We start from the raw sequence: 24,402 nt of genomic DNA on the forward strand, positions 1-24,402 counted from the left end.
CACTCTCCCCTCTTCAAAACTGAAAATAAAATCCAACGTGTAAACCAAAAGTCTTCAGGTGAAATTTCTGCTCGATTGCAACCGGTTTTCCATTGGTGAGAAAATTTGATTCCGTCGCACCTTCATCCATGTTATAAATCGAATATTTTTTTACAGGATTACTCAGGCCGTGTGTCCAGTGCGATCCGAAAGCAAAAACAAAATGTTTTCCGAGTTCAATCCTGTTTTCCATCCCGGCATATAAGGTGAACAAAGTAGAATTCATTTCATTCCTGGTGACTGCATCCCCGAGCGTAACGAAGATCTCCGTCGAATCAGAATATTTGTAATAGTAATCTTCAAAATCAGTTTCTGTCCTGAATTGCAATTCTCCTCCAACTATGAAAGTGAAAGAATAAATATCATACTTCACGATCCGGAAATTCACCAGCATTGGAACTACTGCGTAATTTGATCCGTAAGTCCGCGAATCAAACAAACATTTATTGGTTCCCGGATGAAGACGCAGATAACTGCTGTCGATCTGGCTGATGGGAACAAGCGCATTGCCGGACTGGTAAACCATGATCGCCTTCTCGCTCTCAATTCTGCCAGCGATACGCGCGAAAAAAATTCCTGATGTGAAAAATATTTTTGGCTTCCATTCATACCCCGCAACCAACCCGATCGATAACGTCTCGACGATTCCACCTAATCCAAGTCCGCCTTCAAGAATATCGGGCCTCCTGTAAACCTGGCTGTTCTCCGGTTTGAAATTTGTCCATTCCAATGAGGGTTGCACACCGATCATGAAACGATGTGCGATCGAATCCTGCGAATGAGCAAAAAAAGTTGCTGTAGAAAAAAGCGAACTGAGAATTATTTTTTTCACCTGAAGAATAGTGATGCAATTTAGGAATTTGGATAGTCTGTTAGTTTGAATTTGAATAAGATTTTTCCCTCAAAAACTTTGTGCTCTGGTGTCCTCGTGGCCTATTGAAACTTCGTGAATACAAAATCATTTTCTCTTGAGAAATACTTGTGAGGCCACAAAGACTCAAAGAAGTATCAAAAAAATCTCAACCTGCTCCTCTACCGGAATATAAAATTCTGTCGTTGCTCATGGTTATTTCGTAAATTAGATAAATGAAAAACCTCTTTACCCTATTCTTCCTTTTAATTTCTTCTGCAATTTTTTCTCAAACTCCCGGCTGGAACTGGTCGCGTGTTGCCGGAGGAGAGAGTTACGATCTCGGAAGTTGTATTGCCACTGATAATTCGAACAACGTGATCACGTGCGGATATTTTTACGGCGACACGGTTTTTTTCGGCACACATACTTTGCTTAACAAAGGCCTCAACGATTTTTACATTGTGAAATATGATGCAAATGGAAATGTGGCCTGGGCAACGAGTGAAGGTGGTGCTGGTGATGATTATGCAATTGCGCTCGCGCCTGATGCTTCCGGAAATATTTATGTCACCGGTTATTTCACCGGCGATTCGCTCATCATCGGTAACGACACCTTGTTGAATGCATCGGCCGGCTACGGAGATATTTTTGTGGCGAAATATAATTCGAATGGAATTCCCCAATGGGCAAAACGTTTCGGCGCGGGCGACTGGGATATTGCGCAAGCGGTAGCGGTTGAACCTTCTACAGGAAATTTTTATGTGGCCGGATGTTATTACAACAGCACGATCACTATCGGAACAAATACATTCACCAACAACGGACTTTACGATGTACTGCTGATAAAATTCGATCCTTCCGGAAATGTGAAGTGGGCAAAACATTCCGGCGGCTCGCTCAATGATATGGGCAATGCAGTGGCGACAGATAACTTCGGAAATATTTATATCTCCGGTGGATTTGCAAGTGATTCGCTCACGTTCGGCACAACTACTTTGCATAATGCAGGCCCGGGTTATCCCGATATTTTTGTTGCGAAATATGATTCGGCAGGAAATTTCCGCTGGACAAAACGCGCTGGCGATTCGCTGAACGATCATTCTGTTTGTGTGGCCACTGATAATTCCGGGAATTGTTTTGTAGGCGGGCATTATCACAGCGCCTCATTTCAATTTGCAAGTACTACGATCACGAACAATGGAATGGGCGATGTGTATTTGTTGAAATATGATTCTGCAGGAAATGAATTGTGGGGAAGAGGCCAGGGCGGAGCGATGCATGATTTCGGTTATGCAGTGGCGGTAGATGCGGTGGGAAATTCCTACATGAGCGGAATGTTCAACAGTTCGTCAATGACAATTGGCACAACAACGCTAACAAATTCTTCCATGAGCAGCCAGGATATGTTTTTATACAAATACGATCCTTCCGGAAATCCGTTGTGGGCGATTAGTGCAGGAGGAATGACGGACGATGAAATGAATTCCATTGCCATCGGATCTTCCGGCGCAATATACGCGACCGGCGACTGGAGAAGCCCGATGATAAATTTTGGCCCCGATAATTATTTCAATGAAGATTCCACGATCGGTTATGCCGATATTTTCATTGGGAAATTAGATGTGATGACGGGAATGAGTACTATGAGTGAAACAAAAAATATTTTTCTGTATCCCAATCCTTCGAATGGAATTTTCACCATCCGGAATAATTTTTCCGAAACTTTTGAACTGCAAATTTTCAATTCACTCGGACAGGAAATTCTTCGCAAAGAAAATCTGAATGAAAATAATTTTGAAATTGATCTGGGCAGTGAAGCCAATGGAATTTATTTCATGAAGGTAATGAGCGATGAAAATATTTATTCGGAAAAAATAATCATTGAGAAATAATTTTTTCATGAAAACGAAATTCATTTTAGTTTTTGCAATCATTATCTTAGGTCTGCCATTTTATTTTTCTGCCCAGACTTTTAGCGGTGGTTACCAGCATTCACTCGCAATCTGTAGTGATCATACCGTAAAAGCGTGGGGAAATAATAGTTCGGGTGAGTTGGGAATTGGCAATACAACTGATAGTTATTTTCCTGTTACGGTTAATTCTCTCACCGGGATCATTGCTGTTTCTGGCGGCGGCGGTTTTTCGATCGCGTTGAAAAATAACGGAACACTTTGGGCATGGGGTGATAATTCTACAGGCGAACTCGGAAATGGAAATAATGCAAGCAGCAATATTCCCGTGCAGGTTACGAACTGGACCACAGGTTATGTTTCGGTTGATGCAGGTTTCGACCATTTACTTGCAATAAAACCTGACGGAACCGTCTGGTCTTGGGGAACGAATACTTACGGGCAACTCGGAATCGGAAATTTCTCCAATAGCAATGTTCCTGTTCATGTTTTAGGTTTGACAGGAATTATCGCTGTGTCGGCAGGAAATGGAAATTCTCTCGCGTTGAAAAATGACGGAACCGTGTGGGCATGGGGACTGAATCATTCGGGCCAACTCGGCATCGGTGATACCGCGAACAGAAATCTTCCTGTGCAAATAAATATTACAAACATTATTTCTATTTCTGCTGGTTATGCTCATTCGCTCTTTCTCAGGAATGACAGTACAGTTTGGGGCAGTGGTTGGAATGTTTATGGACAGCTCGGAACCGGAAATAATATCAGCAGTAATACTCCAGTGCAATCAACGGGTCTTTCTGGAATAATTTCCATTACTGCAGGATGCGGACATTCGAATGCCTTGAAAAGCGATGGAACAATTTGGGCGTGGGGAGAAAATATGTCCGGTGAACTCGGTGACGGGAATGGTGAATTTGCAAGCAACGTTCCGGTCGCGGTTGCATTTCTCAACGGAGTTTCTACAATAGGAATTGGCGGCAGGCAATCTTTTGCTCTGAAAAACGATGGAACATTCTGGACGTGGGGACAAAATAATTATGGACAACTCGGAAATGGAAATACAAATGACAGCCCTGTTCCTGTGGAGTTGAATGGATTTTGCCAGGTTGCGGCTTCAGTAAATGAAATTGAAGAAACAAAAAATATTTTTCTGTTTCCCAATCCTTCTTCCGGAATTTTCACAATCAGAAATAATTTTTCAGGAAATTATCAAATAGAAATTTTCAATTCACTCGGACAGGAAATTTTGCATAATGAAAACCTGAATGAAAATAATTTTGAAATTGATCTGGGCAGTGAAGCCAATGGAATTTATTTCGTGAAGGTAACGAGCGATGAAAAAATTTATTCACAGAAAATAATTATTGAGAAATAATTTTTTCATGAAATCAAAATTCATTTTAGTTTTTTTATTTTTTATTCTATCGGCAAATATTTTCGCGCAGGGAAACTGGTTGTGGGCGAAGAGTGCGACAGGCGCGAGTCCCGATGAAGGTTTTGCCGTTTGTACTGATACGGCAGGAAATGTTTTTGTTACAGGAGAGTTTCAAAGCCCCATCCTCACTTTTGGATCTGTCAATCTTGTGAACACCGGTGCGTGGGATATTTTCATTGCTAAATATGATCCGAACGGAAACGTTCTTTGGGCAAAAAGAGCGGGTGGCGGAAGTGGTGATGAGGCATTTTCAATTTGCGCTGATCAAAATGGAAATATTTTTATCACGGGAACCTATTCCAGCTCTTCTATTACTTTCGGAAGCACGACAATTACGAACGCCGGCGGCTATGATATATTCATTGCCAAGTATGATGCGAATGGAAATGCACTTTGGGCGAAAAGCGAAGGAGGAACAGGCACTGATGTTGGTTATGGCGTAAGTGCAGACGCAACCGGAAATGTTTATTTAACCGGATATTTTTTCAGTCCGACGATGACCATCGGCACAACTCTCCTTACCAATGCAGGCAGCAGCGATATTTTTATTGCCAAATACGATCCGAACGGAAATGCGCTGTGGGCGAAAAGTTGCGGATCAACAGGAGGTGATGAAGGTGTCTCCGTTGTTGCTGATCATTCCGGCAATGCAGTGCTCTCCGGATTTTTTTTCGGCCCTTCTATTTCCATTGGAACAAATACACTAACGAATGCCGGCAGCTATGATATTTTCATTGCTAAATATGATGCTAATGGAAATGTACTTTGGGCGAACGGTGCCGGGGGAACCGGTGATGATGAAGGTTACTCTTTATGTGCAGATGCAAACTCAAATGTGTTTTTAACCGGATATTTTCAGAGTAATTCGATCGTGTTCGGCACAAACACACTCACTAATCCTGGTGTATCGAATGATGCATTCCTTGTCAAATATGATCCGAATGGAAATGCGGTCTGGTCAAAAAATGCGACAGGAATAAACGATAAGGGCTACTCTGTAAGTGCAGATGCATCGGGCAGCGTTTATATGTCCGGTGAATTTGTTTTGTCTGTCACTTTCGGTTCAACAACACTCAGCATGCCATCCAATTTTACTGAACCGATGTTCCTTGCCCGGTTTGATCCGAATGGAAATCTTCTTTGTGCGGAAGCGCTTTCGAGCGGAGGTGACGACCAGAATGGTATTGCTGCAGATTCCTTCGGGAATGTTTACATCGGCGGAGATTTTTACGTTAGCCCTTTTGTTATTGGTTCCGACACGCTGACATCAGCCGGAGCCGGCGATGAAGATGTTTTCGTTGCAAAATATCATTGCGGTAATGAAACCGGAATAGATCAATCGAATATTTTTTTCACTCCGGTAATTTTTCCTAATCCTTCCAATGGAAATTTTATTCTTCAAAATAATTTTACCGGAAAATATGATTTGTCTATTTTCAATTCACTCGGACAGGAAATTTTGCGTAATGAAAACCTGAATGAAAATAATTTTGAGATTGATCTGAGTGCTGATGAAGATGGAATTTATTTTATTCGCATAACGAACAGAGAAAATATTTTTTCACAAAAAATAATTATTCAACATTAATCACTTCCTCGTAACCCATAACTCATAACCCAAAACTCAATTCATCATCTCCCCGATCCTGTTCTCATATTTCATTTTATAATCTGCAACACTTCCGAAATTCTCCCCGTCTATCACACTATCTTTCCCTTTCACTTTTCCTAATTTTAAAAACGGAACTCCTGCATTTTTCATTTCCATTTCCAATTTATTTTCATTCGCCGCAGAAACACTCACCACTACCCTGCCCTGCGATTCGCCGAACAGGAATGCATCTTTCCTCACCGACTTCTCAGAAGAAATTTCAAATCCCATATTTTTCGGCATTGCACTTTCGAGCAGCGTGATGAATAAACCTCCGTCCGAGCAATCGTGCGCACTTGCGATCACGCCTGCGCGTATGGCGGATGTGAGCGCACGCTGCATATTGAATTCTTCATCGAGATCAAAATACGGGGCGGGCGAATTTTTTATTCCGTGAAATGAATAAAGATATTCTGAAGAAGAAATATCATTTGCAATTTTACCAATGAGATAAATAGAATCGCCTTCGTTTTTGAAATCGAGTGTGGTGATGAATTTTTTATCTGTAACAATTCCGATCATACCGATCGTTGGTGTAGGAAACACGGGGCCATCTGAAGCAGAATTATTATAGAACGAAACATTTCCTCCTGTGACCGGCGTCTTGAATTTCTCACACGCTTTTCCCATTCCTTTTATTGAACCCACAAATTGCCAATACACTTCTGGATTATATGGATTTCCGAAATTCAAACAGTTTGTAACAGCCGAAGCTTCTCCTCCCGAACAAACAATATTCCGCGCTGCTTCTGAAACTGCGATCGCGCAACCAACTTCCGGATCTGCATTCACATATCTCGCATTACAATCCACATTCATCGCGAGCGCTTTTTTCGAACCTTTGATATTCACAATCGCGGAATCGGAAGGAGCATTCGTACTCATGTTCACTGTTCCCACCATGGAATCATATTGATTGTACACCCACTTTTTCGAAGCGATGTTCGGATGAGAAGCAAGATATTTTGCAACTCCTTTCAGATCCGCAGGAATTTTCACATCGTCGATTTTAAATTTCTTCGTTTCAGAAAAATATTTTGGTTCTTTCCATTCGCGCTTGTACACGGGCGCACCACCGCCAAGAACGAGCGATTCGCCCGGAACATCAGCGACCAATTCTCCACTCATAAAATATTTCAGGCGATCGCCATTCGTCACTTCACCGATCTGCACGCAATTGAGATCCCATTTATCAAAAACTTTTTTCACTTTTTCTTCCTGTCCTTTTTTCACCACCACCAGCATCCGCTCCTGAGATTCAGAAAGAAGAATTTCCCAGTCTTTCATATTCTGTTGACGCGTGGGAACTTTATCGAGCCACACATTCATCCCGCTTTTTCCTTTCGCCGACATTTCAGAAGTGGAACACGTGATTCCCGCCGCGCCCATATCCTGCATTCCGACGACAGCGCCGGTTTGAATGACTTCGAGTGACGCTTCGAGCAATAATTTTTCCTGGAACGGATCGCCCACCTGCACAGCGGGAAGATCTTTCGCAGAATCTTCAGTGATATCTTTCGACGCAAATGCAGCGCCGTGAATTCCGTCTTTGCCTGTGGAAGATCCCACAATGAAAACAGGATTTCCTTCACCATAAGAAATAGCGGAAACAGTTTCGCCGTTCTTCACAATTCCCACCGACATTGCATTCACTAATGGATTCACATTATAACATTCATCGAAAAAAACTTCTCCGCCAACCGTAGGAATTCCAAAAGCATTTCCATAATCGCCGATTCCTTTCACCACACCACGCACAAGCCATTTTGTTTTCTCGAGATTCGGATCGCCGAAACGAAGTGAATTCAATTGCGCGATCGGGCGCGCGCCCATAGTGAAAATATCGCGGTTGATCCCGCCGACTCCAGTTGCTGCGCCCTGATAAGGTTCGAGCGCACTCGGATGATTATGTGATTCGATTTTGAAAGCGCAGCCGAGTCCATCACCAATGTCAATGAGCCCGGCATTTTCTTCGCCCGCTTTCGCCAGCATGTGCGGGCCATCTTTCGGAAGCGTCTTCAGCCACACGATGGAATTTTTGTAAGAGCAATGCTCCGACCACATCACGGAATAAATACTCAGCTCCGTAAAATTCGGAATGCGTCCGAGAATGGATTTTATTTTTTCAAATTCTTCGGGAAGTAACCCGAGTTGTTTTGCAGTTTCTACAGTGGTGAGTGTGGCAGTTGCTGACATAGGGAAAAATTGAGTTGCAAAACTACGGAGAATGCAGGGCGGAAATTTCTGTTTTATCAACAAATGAGGAATTGTTTTTCAACGGGAATGGAAGATGGACTGATTTCACTTCGAGGAAATTATTCAGTCGTGGCTCAGTTTGAGAATTCTTAGTGCCTTTGCGCCTTTGCAGTTTAATAAAAGAATTATTCAGGAACCGCTCTTCAATTCTTCAGGGCAGGCTGCGGCGCTAAGACGCAAAGTTGAATCGCAAAAGAACAAACGCAGGCATTACCAATAATTCATCTGTCCCTTATTGCGAAATGTACAACCTCCATCTTCCATTCGCAAAAAACTATTTCATGCCCTTCAAAAAATAAATTCCATTAAGGCAAAGCAAGTAACTATTTTATTTAGTACATTAGTACTAAACTTTTTAGTATGTCGAAAATCGGAAAAAATCTGCGCTACCTGCGCGGAATAAAAAGATGGTCGCAGGAAAAGCTGGCCGAAGAACTGAAGATCACGCGTGCGCGCATTGGCTCGTACGAAGAAGGAAGATGCGATCCGCCGGTGGATGTACTCATTCGCGTTTCGAATCTTTTTCACGTGGCGGTAGATGCACTTGTGAAATGTGATCTGAATTCGGTGGATCCATCCTCGCTGATGAAAGTGGGACAGAACCGGATCCTGTTTCCGATTGTCATTGACAAAATGAACAACGACCAGGTGGAAGTGGTAACGGTGAAAGCATCGGCCGGTTATCTCGAAGGATATTCCGATCCCGAATACATTTCGAAATTGCCGGCAATGAATCTTCCTTTCAAAGTCACGGGTAAGAACCGCGCATTTCCCATCAAAGGCGATTCCATGCCGCCGCTGAAGCCGGGCGCGTGGGTGATCGGGAAATTTGTGGAGCATGTGAATGATATTGTCAATGGAAAAACGTATGTGCTCATTACAAAAGAAGAAGGCGTAGTGTACAAACGCGTTCACCGGAAAAATAATTCCTCTTCGCTCGAACTGCATTCCGACAATAAAGATTACGAACCGTATTCTGTAAAAATTTCCGATGTGGTGGAATTATGGGAATTCGTGTGCGCACTCAATTTATCGGACCGCAAAGAAGAAGAGATCAATTTGGAAAGTGTGATGCAGTTACTGCGAAGTATGAAAGTGGAAATGGAACAGATCAGGAAGAGGTAGTGATTGCTTGGTTGCTTGTGTTGCTTGGTTGGTTGTGTTGGTTCGTGATGAAGAATTCGCACTTTCCGCATTCCGTTCCCAAGCCATAACTCATAACCGGTTTTTTGTTGAAAAAAACCGTCTGAATAAAACCAGTCCTCGTCGAAAAACGCAGTAGCATCTGCCCGATAATCCGTAAATTGTTTTCCCTAATTCACACACTTATGAAAAAAATCATACCCGCTCTTATTGGCCTTTTCGCTTTCACAGGCATGCATGCGCAATGCGCGCTCACCGAACTCACGCTGCAGTCGCGTGTGAATGCTTCTGACGTTATTGTAGAAGGACAAGTCATTGCAAAATATTCATTGTGGAATACTGCGCACAACATGATCTACACAGTGAACACGGTGGATATTTACAAAGTTTTCAAAGGCGATGTGAATACTTCCACTATCGAGATCATCACCGAAGGCGGAACAGTTGGTGATTTCATGATCAATGCCGATCCCGCTCTTCATCTCGGAATTGGCGATGTTGGAATTTTCACTTGCGAAACGGTGAAGCATGTGAAGGGAACTTTGCAAACAAGATCTTCCGTTCCGCAATATGAAGCTTATGGTTCTGTTCAGGGATTTATCCGTTATGATCTGGTGAACAACACAGCGAGCGATCCATTCCATACTTATCGTGATGTTTCCAATGAAATTTACCCTGTTCTTCTTCCGCCGGGATCTCCGCGTTACAGAATCATAAAAGATTTTTCCATTGGTAATTCATCCACACAACGCATCGGTCCGAATATTGCTTCAGTTTCTATTTCAAGTTTTTCCCCGACAACAATAACCGCAGGAACAGCATCGCAACTCACGATCAACGGAAGTGGATTCGGCGCTACAAGAAGTTCCGGAACTGTTGGATTTAAAAACGCAGATGATGGTGGAGCCACTTACATCAATCCGCTCGCCACACAATATATTTCCTGGAGCGCTACGCAGATCATTGTAGAAGTTCCGCAGAATGCAGGAACAGGAACAATACAGGTTACGCAGGGAACAACTGCAACCAGTGCGGGAACACTAACAGTTTCGTGGGGAAATCTGAATGCGAATTTTGATCCGGGAACAGGAACACAGGCTTATCACACCGATCATGTGAATGATAATGGAAGCGGAGGATATACCTGGCAAATGAATCCGGGGTTTGCAGGAAATGCTCCTGCGAGTGCTTCGTTCATGCGTGCATTTGATACGTGGAGATGCAATACAGGAATTAACTGGACCATTGGCGCAAATACAGCAGTGAATGATGCCGTGAGTGATGGAACGAATTGCATTTGTTTCGACAATACTGCTCCACTCTCTGCAGGAATTCTTGGTGTGTGTTACAGTTATTGGAACGGGTGTAATCCGGGTTCCGGCTTTCAATGGTACGTTGTTGAGCTTGATATTATTTTCGATGACGGAAGTAATATTTCTCCTGATACTTGGAATTATGGCCCGGGATTGCCAACAATCAATCAATACGATTTTCAATCTGTTGCTGTGCATGAACTCGGCCACGGTCATCAAAACGCACATGTTATTAATCCGGGCGCTATCATGCACTATGCTATATCAAATGGTGCGCAGAATATTACTCCGAGTGCTGATGATCTCGCAGCAGCGAATAATGTGCAGACGAAAAGTCTTGCGGGAAATACCTGCGGGCCATCTGCAATGACAAGTTACACTTGCGCTACTCCACCTGTTGCAGATTTCAGCGGATCGCCAACAACACTTTGCGCCGGCGGAACAGTAACGTTCACCGATCTCAGTACAAATTCTCCGACCTCATGGTCGTGGACTTTCCAGGGAGGAACTCCTGCTACATCCACTTCACAGAATCCAACTGTAACTTATAATACTGCCGGAACTTATTCTGTTTCTCTCACCGCTACAAATTCAAGCGGCAGTGATACAAAAAATCGTTTGGCCTATATCATTGTGAATGCTAATCCAACAGTTACTGTTTCTTCTCAAACAAATGTCACCTGTAATACTTTGTGCAATGGATCGGCAACGGTAACTGCCTCTGGCGGAACACCGGGTTACGCTTATTCATGGATTCCATCGGGAGGAACAAGCGCAACTGCGGGCTCATTATGCGCGGGCACATACACGTGCATAGTTACCGATGCGAACGGTTGTACTGGAACACAAACAGCAAGCATCACGCAACCAACAGCGATCACCCATTCCGGGTCATCCACTCCGAGCAGCTGCAGTGGCAGCACAGGAACCGCAACAGTCAGCGCTTCCGGCGGAACTCCCGGTTACACTTATTCGTGGGCGCCGGTTGGCGGAACGGCAGCAACAGCATCCAATCTTGCAGGTGGAACTTACACATGCACGATCTCCGATGCCAATGGTTGTACTGCAACACAAACCGTAACAGTCGGCACAACATCGGGACCAACTGCGACATTGTCCTCACAAACTAATGTCACTTGTAACACTTTGTGCAATGGATCGGCAACGATAACTGCTTCCGGCGGAACACCTGGTTATACTTACGCATGGACACCATCAGGGGGAACAGGAGCAACTGCAAGCTCATTATGCGCGGGCACCTACACGTGCACAGTTACAGATGCAGCAACATGTACCGCAACTGCATCAGTAAATATCACACAACCTTCGGCGCTTACTGTTACTGCAGGGGGAACGGCCACTATTTGTTCCGGAAATTCTGCAACCATCACCGCATCATCTTCCGGCGGAACAGGAGCAGTTACTTTCGGCTGGATGCCGGGATCATTGAGCGGCGCTTCTGTTTCCGTTACACCGGCAGCAACCACAACTTACACAGTGACCGGCACAGATGCGAACGGATGTACAGCAACTTCGAATGTAACGATCACGGTGAATGCATGCGGCGGATCGCAATTGACAGCAACATGGTGTGGAGCAACACTCGCATCGATCACGCAGAATTTTTACTGGACCGCAACATCGGGCGCAACCAATTATCATATTCGCGTGCAGAATGCTTCATTGGGCTACAGCCAGGTGGTGACGAGAACAAATAATCTCACGTATACTAATCTTGGTGTGTTCACCGGAATTTTATACAGCACTACTTACAATGTAGATATTTCTGCATACGTTGGCGGAATATGGCAATCTTATGGAAATGTTTGCACACTCACTACTCCTGTTACACCCACTTCGCAATTATCAGGAAGTTCTTGCGGACTCAGCGGCGTTACCAATGCAACAAATCTTTATTACACGTCAGTTCCTACTGCAACCAATTACCGCATCCGCATGTCGAACGCAGGACTCGGCTATACTCAGGTAGTAACGAGAGGAAATAATGCAACGTATTACCGCATCAGTTCTTTCACCGGAATTCTCACCAACACTACTTACAATGTAGAAATTGCAGCCTACGTTGCGGGTGTGTGGGGCGCATACGGAACAATTTGTACTATCACTACTGCATCTGCGCTGAGATACGCTGCACCCGATGGAACGATCAGTGACGACGGAATGAGTGCATCGATCAGTGTATATCCGAATCCATCTCCGGGCGGAAATATTACGATCACGCCGAATGATTTTACTTCAGGCGCAGGACAGATGACGCTGGAACTTTATGATGTGCTTGGAAATAAAGTCATCACGCAGCAAGTAGATTTCTATAATGGAGCAGCCATTGAATTCCATCCCGAAACGGAATTGCAGAGAGGAATTTATATTCTGAGAGCGGCGAATGGAAATGAAAGCAGCAGCGCGAGGATCGTGGTGCAGTAAGAAAATAATTTTTCTAAAAAGAGATCTTTGAACGGAGGTCTCTTTTTTTGTTGGTGATTCTGAATTCTACCGCGATCAGGAATTCAATTGTGATATTTCAATTAAACAAAAAAAGGTATTCCCGATTGAGAATACCTTTGCAAAATGTAGCGGGGACAGGACTCGAACCTATGACCTTCGGGTTATGAGCCCGACGAGCTACCACTGCTCCACCCCGCATCGTTTGTTGCTTTTAAAGCGGTGCAAATATAGTCGTTTTCCTTTCACTCTAATAAATCTTATCAACAGCTTAGTGTCTTGTTACCGCTCAATAATACTCTATTCCGTAAGTATAGTTTCGTTCAGTTTTATTCCAGTAATCATAATCCGTTTCGCTGATCACATTTTCTTTATCATCAAATTTCATCTGCGCACGAACAGTATTGTGGTAAACATCATAATGTGTCTCTTCCGATAATTTTCCATTCTCAGAATATTGCCAGGCAACGCGATAACTCAATCCGTTCTGAAAACCATAAACGAGCCATTCCGTCTTTCTCCCCTGCGCATCGTAACTCCAGGTTTCTTTAGTAGGCGTTCCCATCGACCAGTACTCCGGCATTTTTGCAATCATATCAAAATCCGGTGAAGCCGCTTGTGCAATGATTTTATTTTCTTCATCATTCCTGTATTCATAAGAAATATTGTATTCATCGTAACGATCCGATTCCGTCTTATGATTTCTTCCATCGTATTTAAAAACATAACGCACATCTTTATCTATATCTGAATTGAGTTTTACAATCTCGGTCGCGTTCCCGTTCGCATCATATTTGTACATCATCAGGTTCAGCGTGGAATCGGTTGCCACTCCTGCATCGTCGCTCCTTACTTTCACTCCACCAACGTTTTTTTCATGACGGGAATCGGTATACACTTCCCAACTCACCACCTGCTTGCTTAATTTCCGGATCATTCTCCCGTGCGAATCGTAAGCGTACGTTTCATGAAACCGTAAAATTGAATCCGAATAATTCACTATGGATAATTCATTCACCCCGAAAATTATTTTTTCAGTCAGCAGGTTCTTGTCGTTGTACTTATAAGTTACTGCGGAATTGTAAATGGTTTGCACAAGTTCGCTGTCATTCTCATTCTCATAATTCCTCTCGTAAATATCGATAGTCCCACCTTTCGTTTCGGTGAGATTTCCTTTTTCATCGTATTTATAAATGCTAGTATACAATTCAGTCCCATCCTGGTTCATCGCTTTTTTTACCAGTACTTTTCCATTTTTATCATAACTGCAAGAAAAAATTCCGGAACGTTCTGCATTGCTTACTGAAAGAGAATACGTGTTATAAATTTTTCCATCGGGCCCATAATAAAGACACTTCGTAATATTTCCATAAGCATCATATTCCTTCACACTTTTCAGAATGGTTCCGTTCCCGCTATCGGTAAGAATACGGCCGGCCTTATCGAAATTCATGTACCGAACTAGTTTACCATCACAATACTCCCTCCATGATTTCACTTTTCCTTTAAGTGAATAATCTTCAGCGGATGGCCACCGGCTGTAATCAATATAACCTGAAAAAATAAACGCGGGACTTATGCAAATAATGAAGAGTAAAACTTTTCGCATGAGAATATCACAGCAAAAATTGTACCGGCGCTGTGGAAAGTAATTTTTTTTTGATGAAAGTGTGATCGACTGAAACAAAAAAGCATTCCGTTTAAAGAATGCTTTTTCTGAAAAATATTTCAAAAATCTCAATTCGGACTCACATGCAATGTCGAAGTCCCGTCGGTGATGATCACTTTTGAATTCGGCGAAGCCATCAGTTCCCTCGACATATTGATGCTTTCTTCTTTGAGTATTTTATCCGTAAGCGAATTACTCTCGATGGAATTAGCATTTGCTTTCGCTTTCGCTTCGATCTCCATGCGCTCCGCTTCTTTCTTCTGCTGCTCAATAGCAAAATCTTCTTCCTGCCTGCGCTTCTGCATATCGTAAGCCACCTGTATGCTGTCTTTCTCCAGCGCGTATTCCTGTTCTATCCGCTGCTTCTCAATATTCACTTTCGCATTTTCCAGCTCCTGCTGATCTTTTACTTTTTCCTGTATGGAAGCCATTACCTGGTCGGGAAGATCAATGTCTTTCAGGAGCAATGCATCGATCACAATTCCATAGGAAGAAATTGCCGCTTCCAGTTTCTGCCTCATCATCACTTCGAGATTTTCTCTTTCTGTAATGATGTCCTTCGCATAATAATTCAATGTGGCTTCGCGCGCGATCGCAATAAAATTATTGACCACGAGAATATTCCCGTAATTCAGTCCGAAAGTTTCATACATACTTTGCGCTGATTCCGGTTTCAGGTGATAAAGCAAAGTAACCTCGGCCTGTATCTCCAATCCTTCTTTCGTAGGCAAATGTTCCGTTGCAGAATATTCCACTACGCGTGTACTCATCTTGATGACGCGCCGCCCGAAGAGATCGGTCATGTGCCTGCCGCCGGTAAACGTTTTGGATTGCATTCTTCCGTACTCTGTAACAATGCCCACTTCGCCGGGGTGTATTGTAACACAACCATTGAAAACAAACATGGAAACAATGAGCGGCGTGGCGAAGAGGATTTTTTTGCGGAATGAACGCACCTCTCCCTGATGAAAATAGCTGTTTTTCATTTTTTTATTTTTTTACTGGTTAAGGGGCAGGTGTGTATGGCTACCCGCGTTCGCACACGGATGCAGATGGAAAAGTCACAACTATCTGTCCACTTCCTGTTTTCCCGCGTTAATCAATGTTAATCTCGTAACTTTTCATTTGCCTTCACCACGATCATCACACAACAATTAACGGTTAAAATAAGATCAGTTCAGGCAGATTTCATTCACGATATTTGTCCCGCATAAAATTTCAAGAATGAAAAAAATATTACTCCTCCTCACTTCTCTTGCTTGCTGCACTTTCATTTCTGCACAGCAGATATCCAAACCTTCTGCAACAATTATTTCCACTCTTCCACAATGGGCGCAGGAAATGTACAGCGATGATCCAAACGTTTTTGTTGTTGATAGTCTCTATAAGGAATATTATTCTTCTCATCCATTCGTGCAAACCAGCCACACCGCTTATTACCGGATATGGCGGCATGAAAATTTTCAATATGTGAATGAGAATGGTTTCATCCGCAAACCTTCTCCAACCGACCAGCTTAAAAAAAGGAACAGGTTGTCTTCCAGCACAACCTCCACCGCAAGCGCATGGACACTGGTGGGCCCCGAAAAAGTTTTTGCAACAGATGGAACGCGAACCGGCGAACAGACCAATGTGTATAGCTTTTCCCAATGTCTTTCTCATCCCAACTATCTTTATGCAGGAACTGAACCGGGAGAAATTTATCGCTCTGTCGATATGGGAGCGAACTGGCAATTGTGCACACTCAACGATCCGCTCGGTGGAAGTGTTTCTGCTATTTGCGTTTCTCCAACCGATTCAAGCATAGTGTATGCAGGCAGCGGCGATTTTATTTTCAAATCAACTGATGCAGGAACAACATGGAATCCTGTTCTTGCAGTGAGCGGATTGTGGGCGAATGAAATTCTTGTGCATCCTGCCGATCCGAACGTCGTGCTTGTTGCAGCGAACAAAGGATTTTTTAAAACCACGAATGGCGGCGCCAACTGGACCACCGTTTACACACAGCAATGCTGGGATGTGAAAATGCAACCCGGAACAGGGAATGTGGTGTACCTCGTGAAAGACAATGCTTCTCAATTAAAATCAGAATTTTTTCTTTCGGGTGATACCGGTTCTACTTTCACCATTCAATCGAATGGCTGGTACAATTCAACTGATCCCGCGCGTGCAGACGGTGGTGCACGCATTGCGGTCTCGCCCGCTGATCCGTTGCGCGTGTATGCGTACCTCATTGGGCAGGCGAAAGCAAATGATTATGGTTTCATTGGAGTTTACAGAAGTAACGATGGTGGATTGACTTGGAATTTACCGAACGGGCCCGATGGCGGGCCGTACACTGCATCGCATTTAAATCTCGCTTACGGAACACCAACGTGGACCTACGACCAGGGATTTTACAATTGCGCGATCATGGCTGATCCCGCGAATGCAGATCATATTCTCATTGGAGGATTGAATCTCTGGCGATCGGATGATGGCGGAAATAATTTTTCTTCTGTTGCCGGCTACATTGGCGGGCCGTTGGATATTCATGTCGATCAGCAGGATTTTCGTGTAGGCGTGGGTGGAGTTTGGGTGACGAATGATGGTGGAATTTATTTTTCGAATGATTTCTTCAATGCCGATAATCAGGTGAGAATGGATGGCGTACACGGTTCTGAATTCTGGGGATTCGGTGAAGGATGGAATGATGATGTGATGGTGGGCGGACTTTATCATAATGGAGTGGTGGCTTACGATGAAAATTATTCTGCGAATAATTATATAGAACTCGGCGGAGGTGAACCTGCTTCGGGTTATGTGAATCCGGGAATGAATAAAAAAGTTTACAGCAGCGAGATCGGCGGGGCAATTCTTCCGAATGCGATTGGCCAACCGGTGCAGTATCTCACTCTTGGAATGTCGCCGAATGAAAGTTACTGGACCGCGAATTCAAGTGAAATGAAATTCGATCCGCGTTGTTACAATATTGCCTGGATCGGAAATGCCAATAAACTTTATAAATCAAGTGATGGTGGCGGATCATTCAATCTTGCTTACTCATTCGGAACAAACACCGCGGCGAACGTAAGCTATTTTGAAATTTCAATGGCCGATCCCAATGTGATGTATGTAACGCAGCAACCGGCTTCGGGCAATCTTGGAAAAATATGGAAGTCAACAGATGGCGGTAGTACTTTTACACAACTCCCTATTCCTGCAGGAAACAGTTCGCGAATCATCATCACACTTTCTCCTACTGATCCTGATTCATTGTGGATCGGCTATCCTTCGAATGCAAATGGTTTTAAAGTTTTCCGTTCTTCCGATGGTGGAGCAACGTGGAATAATTATACAACTTCTGATCTCGACAATCAGGAAGTGCGTTCCATTCAGTGCATAGGCGCAACGAATGGCGGAGTTTACATTGCCACGGATCAAACCGTTTATTACCGGAATAATTCCACGAGCGGCTGGATGCCGGATAATTCCGGTTTGCCTGCACAACTGAATTCACTTTATCTCCGTCCTTTTTATCGCGATGGAAAAATAAAAGTTTCCAGTTACGGTCACGGTGTATGGGAAAATGCGCTCATCGATCAGCCACAATTTCCCGTGTGCCAACCGCAGGTAGATAAACTTTCTTACGTGATGAATTGTGTTGTCGATACTTTTTATTTCGAAGATCATTCCATTATCAATCACAACGGCGCTTCGTGGCAATGGTCTTTCCCGGGTGGAAGTCCTTCTTCTTCTACATTGAGAAATCCGAAAGTGGTTTATTCCACTCCCGGAACTTACACTGCAACATTGATCATCACTGATAATTTAAGTCAAACAGATACAGGAACAGTTTCTGTAACGATCACTTCTTACGCTGTGAATAATTATCTCGCTGAAGGGTTCGAAACAACTTTTCCTCCGAACGGTTGGTTCATTTACAATCCTGAAGGTGATGCGCAATGGTCGCTCGCGAATAATGCAGGAGGTTACGCACAAAGTACGCAGAGTGCAATTTTCGATAATTATGATTTCGACAGCCAGGGACATCACGATGATCTTCGCATTCGCACCGACATGACGCAGCAGTCGACGCACTGGTTGAAATTCGATCGCGCGTACGCGCCTTATGGTTCTCCTTATGATGATTCACTCGAAGTTCTGGTTTCAACAGATTGTGGAAATACGTTCACTTCACTTTACATGAAAGGCCCTGCACAATTGGCAACAGCTCCTGTAGAACAGAATGTAACTTTTGTTCCAACTGCAACGCAATGGGCAACGGACAGCATCGATCTTTCTGCCTGGACTTCTTCCACCGATCTCATGATCGCATTCCGCAATCACGGCTACTACGGGCAGGCGTTGTACATCGACAATATCAATCTTTCTCCAATGACAGGAATTCACGAACATCATCTCTCCAATGGAAATGCAATGCTCGTTCCGAATCCTATTGTGCAGGGACAATCGCTCCTGTTGCAAAGTGATGTGATGGAAAAATTTATCGTGGAAATTTTTGATGCAGGCGGAAAATTAATTCTTCGTGAACAACATCTGCCGGGAGATTATATTTCTCCACCGGCAAATAGGATGACTCCGGGAATTTATTTTTACAAACTGACGGGAGACACGATGATCAGGAGCGGGAAATTCATTGTGCGGTAATTTTCAGAATCCTTCTTTCTCCGGCTGGCGGTACTTCCATATTTTCTGAAGAAATTTCACCCCGAGCGGCGCTGAATAGATTTTTGATTTGTAACGAAGCGCAGAATATTTTTTCATAACCGATCTTTTCATTGGAGAAAGCCGCACATCCGACACCGTCGGATAATACCCGTTAAGCACGGTTTCAAAATTCCTGACGCGATTTACCAATGAAGAATTCAACCAGGGCGTTAAAGGATTTTTCCGCAGATCGAATTTTTCCCATGCCGGGCTTATCCATTCTTCCAGCTTTTCCGGGAAATGAAATCCTTTTGCTTTCACGCTTTCGAATAATTCCGATCCTTCTACCGGAACAGGGCTATACATGTAAATGATAATTTCCGTTCCCGGATTTATTTCTTTCACGCGGCGAATAAAAACAATATCGTCTTCAATTTGTTTGTGAGATTCTTCCGGAGAATCGGCAGGAGTTCCGAGCACAAAAGAATATTCCGGGATGATGCCGAATTTTTTCATTCGTTCCGCAAAGCGAAGGATCTGTTCCCCGGTTTGCGTTCCGCCTTTATCCATTTTCTTCAGGCGGGCATCATCGCCGGTTTCTGCACCGAAGAAGATCATTCTGCAACCGGCTTCACGCATGAGTGCGAGCGAATCATCTTTGAATTTATCAATCGTGTCAATTCTTCCTTCGCCCCACCAGTTCATTTTTTCATTCAGCATTAGTTCCGAGAATTCAACAACACGCTTTTCAGAAACAAAAAAATTATTGTCGTGAAATTCTATTGCATTCCCGCCGAATTTTTCTTTAAGAAATTTTATGTCGTGATAAATTTTCTTTGCCGATCTTCCTTTCCAGCGCGCGTTGTACACGGGCACAACCGCGCAGAACGAGCACGTGAACGGGCAACCGAAACTGGAATGGTAAGCGATAGTTTTCGTTCCGAGCCACGTTTTGCCGAGATAGTTCTCAAGCGGATAAATTTCATTGAGCTTTTCATAAGGAAGATCGGGTAATTTATCCTGGTCATAGAGTTCATCTTTCCTTGTAGTAATTATCTTTCCACTTTTTCTGAAAATAATATTCGGAATGTTCTCCCAACTCAACTCCCCCCGCTCCCAACTCTCCAGGAGCAACGGAAAACATTTATCGCCGGGGCCATTCACGATCACATCCACATATCCCGATTCGAGGCAGACCTTAGGTTGATTCGATGGAAAATATCCTCCCCAGATAATTTTTACATCCGGAAAATGTTTGCGCACATCACGACAAATGGGAATGGCCTGGTGAAGCTGCGGTCCCGGCATTACAGTCACTCCGAGAAAATCAAAATTACCGGAACTCAAATAATGAAATATTTTTGCCGCAGGATGCTCTTCAAGATTTCCATCGATGATCGTCCATTCCTGTTTTCCCTCAATGGAAGCAGCTACCTGTAAAACCGAATTCGGAATTCTCGGTTTACCTGTTGCTGATCGCGGATTGAAGAGCAAAATTTTTTTCATCGGTGAAATTCATAAATGAAATACGTTTCGGAACGCGTACCAGATTTTTCAAAGAAAATGAGCGGATGCAAATGAAGAGCAGGCGCAGAATCAATAGCCGTTTGTCGCAGCATTTTATTCGTGATGAGGAGTCCGCCTTTGCCCAGGTCATTACTCACAGGAATTAATTTTCCAAGTAACACATCCTGTGGAATGATAAATGGAATTGTATTCCACCTGCAGAAACTCTCGTAATTATTATTCTCAGCATACCATAAATTCCTGTCCAGGTACGCAGCGATCGGCGGGCCAGTGGAATGATCATGCACAACAATAAACTCCTTGTCCATTTTATTCTTTTTTATCCAATCGGTCACTTTTTTTGAAGCAGAAAAATCATTGCGAAAGTCCCAGGCGTACATAAATATACCGGAGATCAGTTGAACAAGGAGAACAGAATAGAAAAGCATCTTCCCTGGCTTTGTCATCAACTTTTTTTCATCTTCATTGATCCAGATCGCAAAGAGGAGAAAAAGAAAAAGTACACCGCAATGCCGCGATGCAACCATGAGAGGCGAAAAGAAAACAAAACAGGCAACAAGCAAAGCAGCGGAATAAAACAGGAGTCGCGTTTTTTTTGTGGTAAGAATAAAATAAGGAAGTATCCACACGGCCGCCGAAGGGAGTACTGCCAAAGTTTTCGAAAGTGAAATGACCCAATTCGAATTCCACGGATGATCGCAACTCATGTCGGGCAATGGAAAAAATCCTTTCCAGAGAATTGAAAATGCTTTCCCGATACGTTTAAAAGAAAAATAAGCATCCGTATCATAGCGATAGAGAAAATGATCAGAGGGCGGATGCGCTTCGTAGCCGACGAAAAACAATACTCCAAGAACGAGACAGAGCGGAATTATTTTCTTAATGGCTATTTTATTTTCATTGCCATAAATACTTTCGGAAAACTCCATCATTAGGAGCACACCCGCGAGCGCGCAGGCAAACAGGTGCGTGAGCGCAAGAAACGCGAGTGCAAGCGCGAAGAGCCAGAGTTTGTTTTTTCGTTGCGGATAAAGGATAGCAACAACGGTCATCGCAAGGAAAATGAGTCCGTAATTCCGCGAGATGACGGTGTATTCGTAAAAAATGAAATAACCGAAAACAATTATTATGCATGCATAAAAGCTGAAAGGAGAGTAACGCATGAAAAGAAAAACAGCAATAGAAGAAATAAGAATGTGTGCAAACTGCATCCAGAACGGATCGTGAGTGAAACGGGTTATGACGAATAACAACAGATCCCAAAGCAGCGGATGTCCATCGTAGCGCGCGTTGTAGAATAATTCACCAATAGAATGACTGTCTCTTGCCAACAGCCAGTGATGCGCTTCGTCGAGCCACAATTCATGATGGAGGATCCCGACAAGCGCCAGCCCAAAAAAAATCACCATGGTGATCAGCGAAAATATTTTTCTCTTCCTCATCGGTTCCCTGTATATCTATGATGATCGATCTCGATCCTTTTTTCTTTTACATTGAACTTTCTCAGCGCATACATACCCAATCCCCTGTCCTTGTCGGATAAAAATATGATCAGCGAATCATCCATGAAACAAGGTACCCTGATATTAGCAGTAGTTGAAAAAAGTAATTCTCCATTCTCGCGGATCGAATGTCCATCGCAGGAAAGATCTTCACTCCCTTCCGCGTATCCCCCGCAATTCACATCTTTTGTTTCAAAACCGTTGCGATCGTAACAGGAAAGCCGCAGCGTATCTCCGAAGTCAACATAATAACCGGTAAGCATGGCCGATTCATGATCCAGCAAATAAACACTTTTGTCGTCTTGTTTTCCATTCAGGAGAAAAGGTAAAAATGCAAGAACGAATGCCGGAACAAGATATTTCCATTTGAATTGGGGTTTCATTTCAAAAATAATTAGCGCAAAAAGTAGTAGCAGAAACAATAAACGCGGAAAACGTAAAAACACATTCAGTTGGAAAAAATAAGAAACCGGGATCCCGCAGGCAAGCAAAGCAACAACGAACATTAACGATAATTTTTCTTTTCCAATATTATTTTCTCCAGCGAAGAGCGCGAGCATAACGATCGCAAACAAAATCATTCCATAAACAGAACCATAACCAACAATGAGGAGCATGATAAATATCCATATAGCGAATTTTGCTTTTACTGAACGTTCTCTCGTGAATGAAAATGAAATCCCAACCCACAAACAGAAAAATATGAAAAGTGAATTCAGCAAACGATAAAGAAATACGGATTGAAAAATATTCCGTGGGTTCAGCAACTGGTCGTGTACGAATACCTGCCGGAGAAAAACATTCATCGACTGGTAAGTTGTCGCAAACGGATCATTGATCTCGTTATTCATCAGCCGGGGAACGATTACCGTAAAATAATCTTTCATCACTGAAAACGGAATGAAGATCATAGAAATTCCCTGTATAATAAAAATGAAAATGAATGTTGCCGAAAAGATCCTGTATTCTTTATTGCACCAAAGCATCACTAACAAAACTGCCGGAAATAATTTGAGGTGAATAGCGAGTGCAAAACAAACAGCGCTTGCCCATCTCTTCCTTTTTTCCATCAGCAGAATTCCTCCGGCGATCAATGCAAAAAGAAAAAAATAAAGTTGCCCCGAGTCAATATTGCTTTTCATTGGCAGAAAAAGCAATAACGGAAAGATCAGCAAGTGAACGGAATTTATTTTCGTGCGCACTATAGATGCGTTGAGAACAAAAAGAAAAAGAAAAAGCCCGGCGAGATTGAAAAGGAGTTTTGAATTTTTCACATCAATGAAAGAAAGCGGAACACAAAAGATCGCAGTGACCGGCGGAACAGGCGTGAAATTCTCAAAGGAACCTTTTTCTCCTTCGAGAGAGATCATCCCGTTGAAGCTCCAGGCATCATAAATGTTGATTGAGAATTTTCCTTCGCGAAGAAATTTTCCTCCGTAATAATAATTTCCAAAATCAGAAACAGGTTTGCGATAAGCGTTCAACGCAAATAAAATCCCTGAAAGCAGGATGATTCCGATTGTAATTTGCCTGTAATTGATGGCTTTCATCTCCCGTTTTGATGCGTTTCTCTCATGGACTATTCAACGAAAATAGACAAAAGCAAAAGGACATTTTTCATTGACAAAAAGTAAGGAAATATACCCCCATTGTAAAATTCGGAAATTCGCGTATATTGCATGTTAATTCAATCAATTAATCACAATTACAAGTTCTTTGCATGAAAACAGGAACAATTAAATTCTTTAATGCGACCAAGGGTTATGGGTTCATTAAAGATGACGAATCCGGAACGGAGATCTTCGTTCACATTACGGGACTCGTTGATCAACCGGTGAACACAGGTGACAAAGTTTCATTCGATGTCGCTGAAGGCCGTAAAGGACAGAACGCCATTAATGTCAAAAAGATTTGATGGATCTGATCGCAAAAAGAAAAGCTGCTCGAGAGAGTGGCTTTTTTTGTGGGTACGGACTTGTACCGTACGAACT

The 24,402-nt window shown here is 43.2% G+C and carries 14 protein-coding genes and 1 tRNA gene; 7 read left to right on the top strand and 8 right to left on the bottom strand.

All coding sequences use genetic code 11. The features are described 5' to 3' along the window. Positions 1-13 precede the first annotated feature (13 nt). Positions 14-871 carry a hypothetical protein gene (locus tag HY064_05935; protein ID MBI3510184.1) on the bottom strand — a complete coding sequence of 286 codons (858 nt, stop codon included), beginning with the start codon at positions 869-871 and terminating at the stop codon, positions 14-16. Positions 872-1,125: 254 nt separating this feature from the next. Between HY064_05935 and HY064_05940 the strand changes: the two genes are divergently transcribed. From HY064_05940 to HY064_05950, 3 genes are read left to right on the top strand one after another with little or no spacing between them, the layout of a single operon-like run. Then, a complete protein-coding gene (locus HY064_05940) occupies positions 1,126-2,784 on the top strand; it encodes a T9SS type A sorting domain-containing protein (protein MBI3510185.1) in 1,659 nt (552 codons plus the stop codon). A gap of 7 nt (positions 2,785-2,791) precedes the next feature. Continuing rightward, positions 2,792-4,177: a T9SS type A sorting domain-containing protein gene (locus HY064_05945; protein ID MBI3510186.1), complete on the top strand. Its 1,386-nt coding sequence runs from the start codon at positions 2,792-2,794 to the stop codon at positions 4,175-4,177. A 7-nt stretch (positions 4,178-4,184) separates the two neighbouring features. Then, positions 4,185-5,825: a T9SS type A sorting domain-containing protein gene (locus HY064_05950; protein MBI3510187.1), complete on the top strand. Its 1,641-nt coding sequence runs from the start codon at positions 4,185-4,187 to the stop codon at positions 5,823-5,825. Between the two features lie 36 nt (positions 5,826-5,861). On the opposite strand, the gene purL is transcribed toward HY064_05950, so the two are convergent. Next, positions 5,862-8,084, bottom strand: a complete 2,223-nt coding sequence (gene purL, locus HY064_05955) for a phosphoribosylformylglycinamidine synthase subunit PurL (GenBank protein MBI3510188.1) — start codon at positions 8,082-8,084, stop codon at positions 5,862-5,864. 420 nt (positions 8,085-8,504) lie between these two features. Here purL and HY064_05960 point away from each other — a divergent pair, with 420 nt between their 5' ends. Beyond that, positions 8,505-9,269, top strand: coding sequence for a LexA family transcriptional regulator (locus tag HY064_05960; GenBank protein ID MBI3510189.1), 765 nt, complete (start codon positions 8,505-8,507; stop codon positions 9,267-9,269). 203 nt (positions 9,270-9,472) lie between these two features. Then, complete coding sequence (locus HY064_05965; protein MBI3510190.1) at positions 9,473-13,045, top strand: PKD domain-containing protein; 3,573 nt, start codon at positions 9,473-9,475, stop codon at positions 13,043-13,045. Positions 13,046-13,192: 147 nt separating this feature from the next. On the opposite strand, the gene HY064_05970 is transcribed toward HY064_05965, so the two are convergent. The 3 genes from HY064_05970 to HY064_05980 all read right to left on the bottom strand — a co-directional run bounded on the left by HY064_05970 (position 13,193) and on the right by HY064_05980 (position 15,718). After that, positions 13,193-13,264, bottom strand: a tRNA-Met gene (locus HY064_05970). An 88-nt stretch (positions 13,265-13,352) separates the two neighbouring features. Next, positions 13,353-14,516, bottom strand: a complete 1,164-nt coding sequence (locus tag HY064_05975; GenBank protein ID MBI3510191.1) for a hypothetical protein — start codon at positions 14,514-14,516, stop codon at positions 13,353-13,355. A gap of 284 nt (positions 14,517-14,800) precedes the next feature. Continuing rightward, a complete protein-coding gene (locus HY064_05980; GenBank protein MBI3510192.1) occupies positions 14,801-15,718 on the bottom strand; it encodes a prohibitin family protein in 918 nt (305 codons plus the stop codon). A gap of 238 nt (positions 15,719-15,956) precedes the next feature. On the opposite strand from HY064_05980, the gene HY064_05985 reads away from it, so the two are divergent. Beyond that, a complete protein-coding gene (locus HY064_05985) occupies positions 15,957-19,382 on the top strand; it encodes a T9SS type A sorting domain-containing protein (GenBank protein MBI3510193.1) in 3,426 nt (1,141 codons plus the stop codon). A 3-nt stretch (positions 19,383-19,385) separates the two neighbouring features. Here the strand turns inward: HY064_05985 and HY064_05990 are convergent, their stop codons facing one another. The 3 genes from HY064_05990 to HY064_06000 are packed head-to-tail and all read right to left on the bottom strand — an operon-like array spanning position 19,386 to position 23,961. Beyond that, positions 19,386-20,888, bottom strand: coding sequence for a B12-binding domain-containing radical SAM protein (locus HY064_05990; protein MBI3510194.1), 1,503 nt, complete (start codon positions 20,886-20,888; stop codon positions 19,386-19,388). Continuing rightward, positions 20,885-22,318: a hypothetical protein gene (locus HY064_05995; GenBank protein MBI3510195.1), complete on the bottom strand. Its 1,434-nt coding sequence runs from the start codon at positions 22,316-22,318 to the stop codon at positions 20,885-20,887. The genes HY064_05990 and HY064_05995 overlap by 4 nt, the downstream gene beginning before the upstream one ends. A 29-nt stretch (positions 22,319-22,347) precedes the next feature. Next, complete coding sequence (locus HY064_06000; GenBank protein ID MBI3510196.1) at positions 22,348-23,961, bottom strand: DUF2029 domain-containing protein; 1,614 nt, start codon at positions 23,959-23,961, stop codon at positions 22,348-22,350. A 170-nt stretch (positions 23,962-24,131) separates the two neighbouring features. Between HY064_06000 and HY064_06005 the strand changes: the two genes are divergently transcribed. Further along, positions 24,132-24,326 (top strand): cold shock domain-containing protein, encoded by a 195-nt coding sequence (locus HY064_06005; GenBank protein ID MBI3510197.1) that lies wholly within the window; start codon positions 24,132-24,134, stop codon positions 24,324-24,326. The last annotated feature ends 76 nt before the right edge of the window (positions 24,327-24,402 follow it).

The organism is Bacteroidota bacterium, from assembly GCA_016194975.1.
Taxonomy (GTDB): domain Bacteria; phylum Bacteroidota; class Bacteroidia; order Palsa-965; family Palsa-965.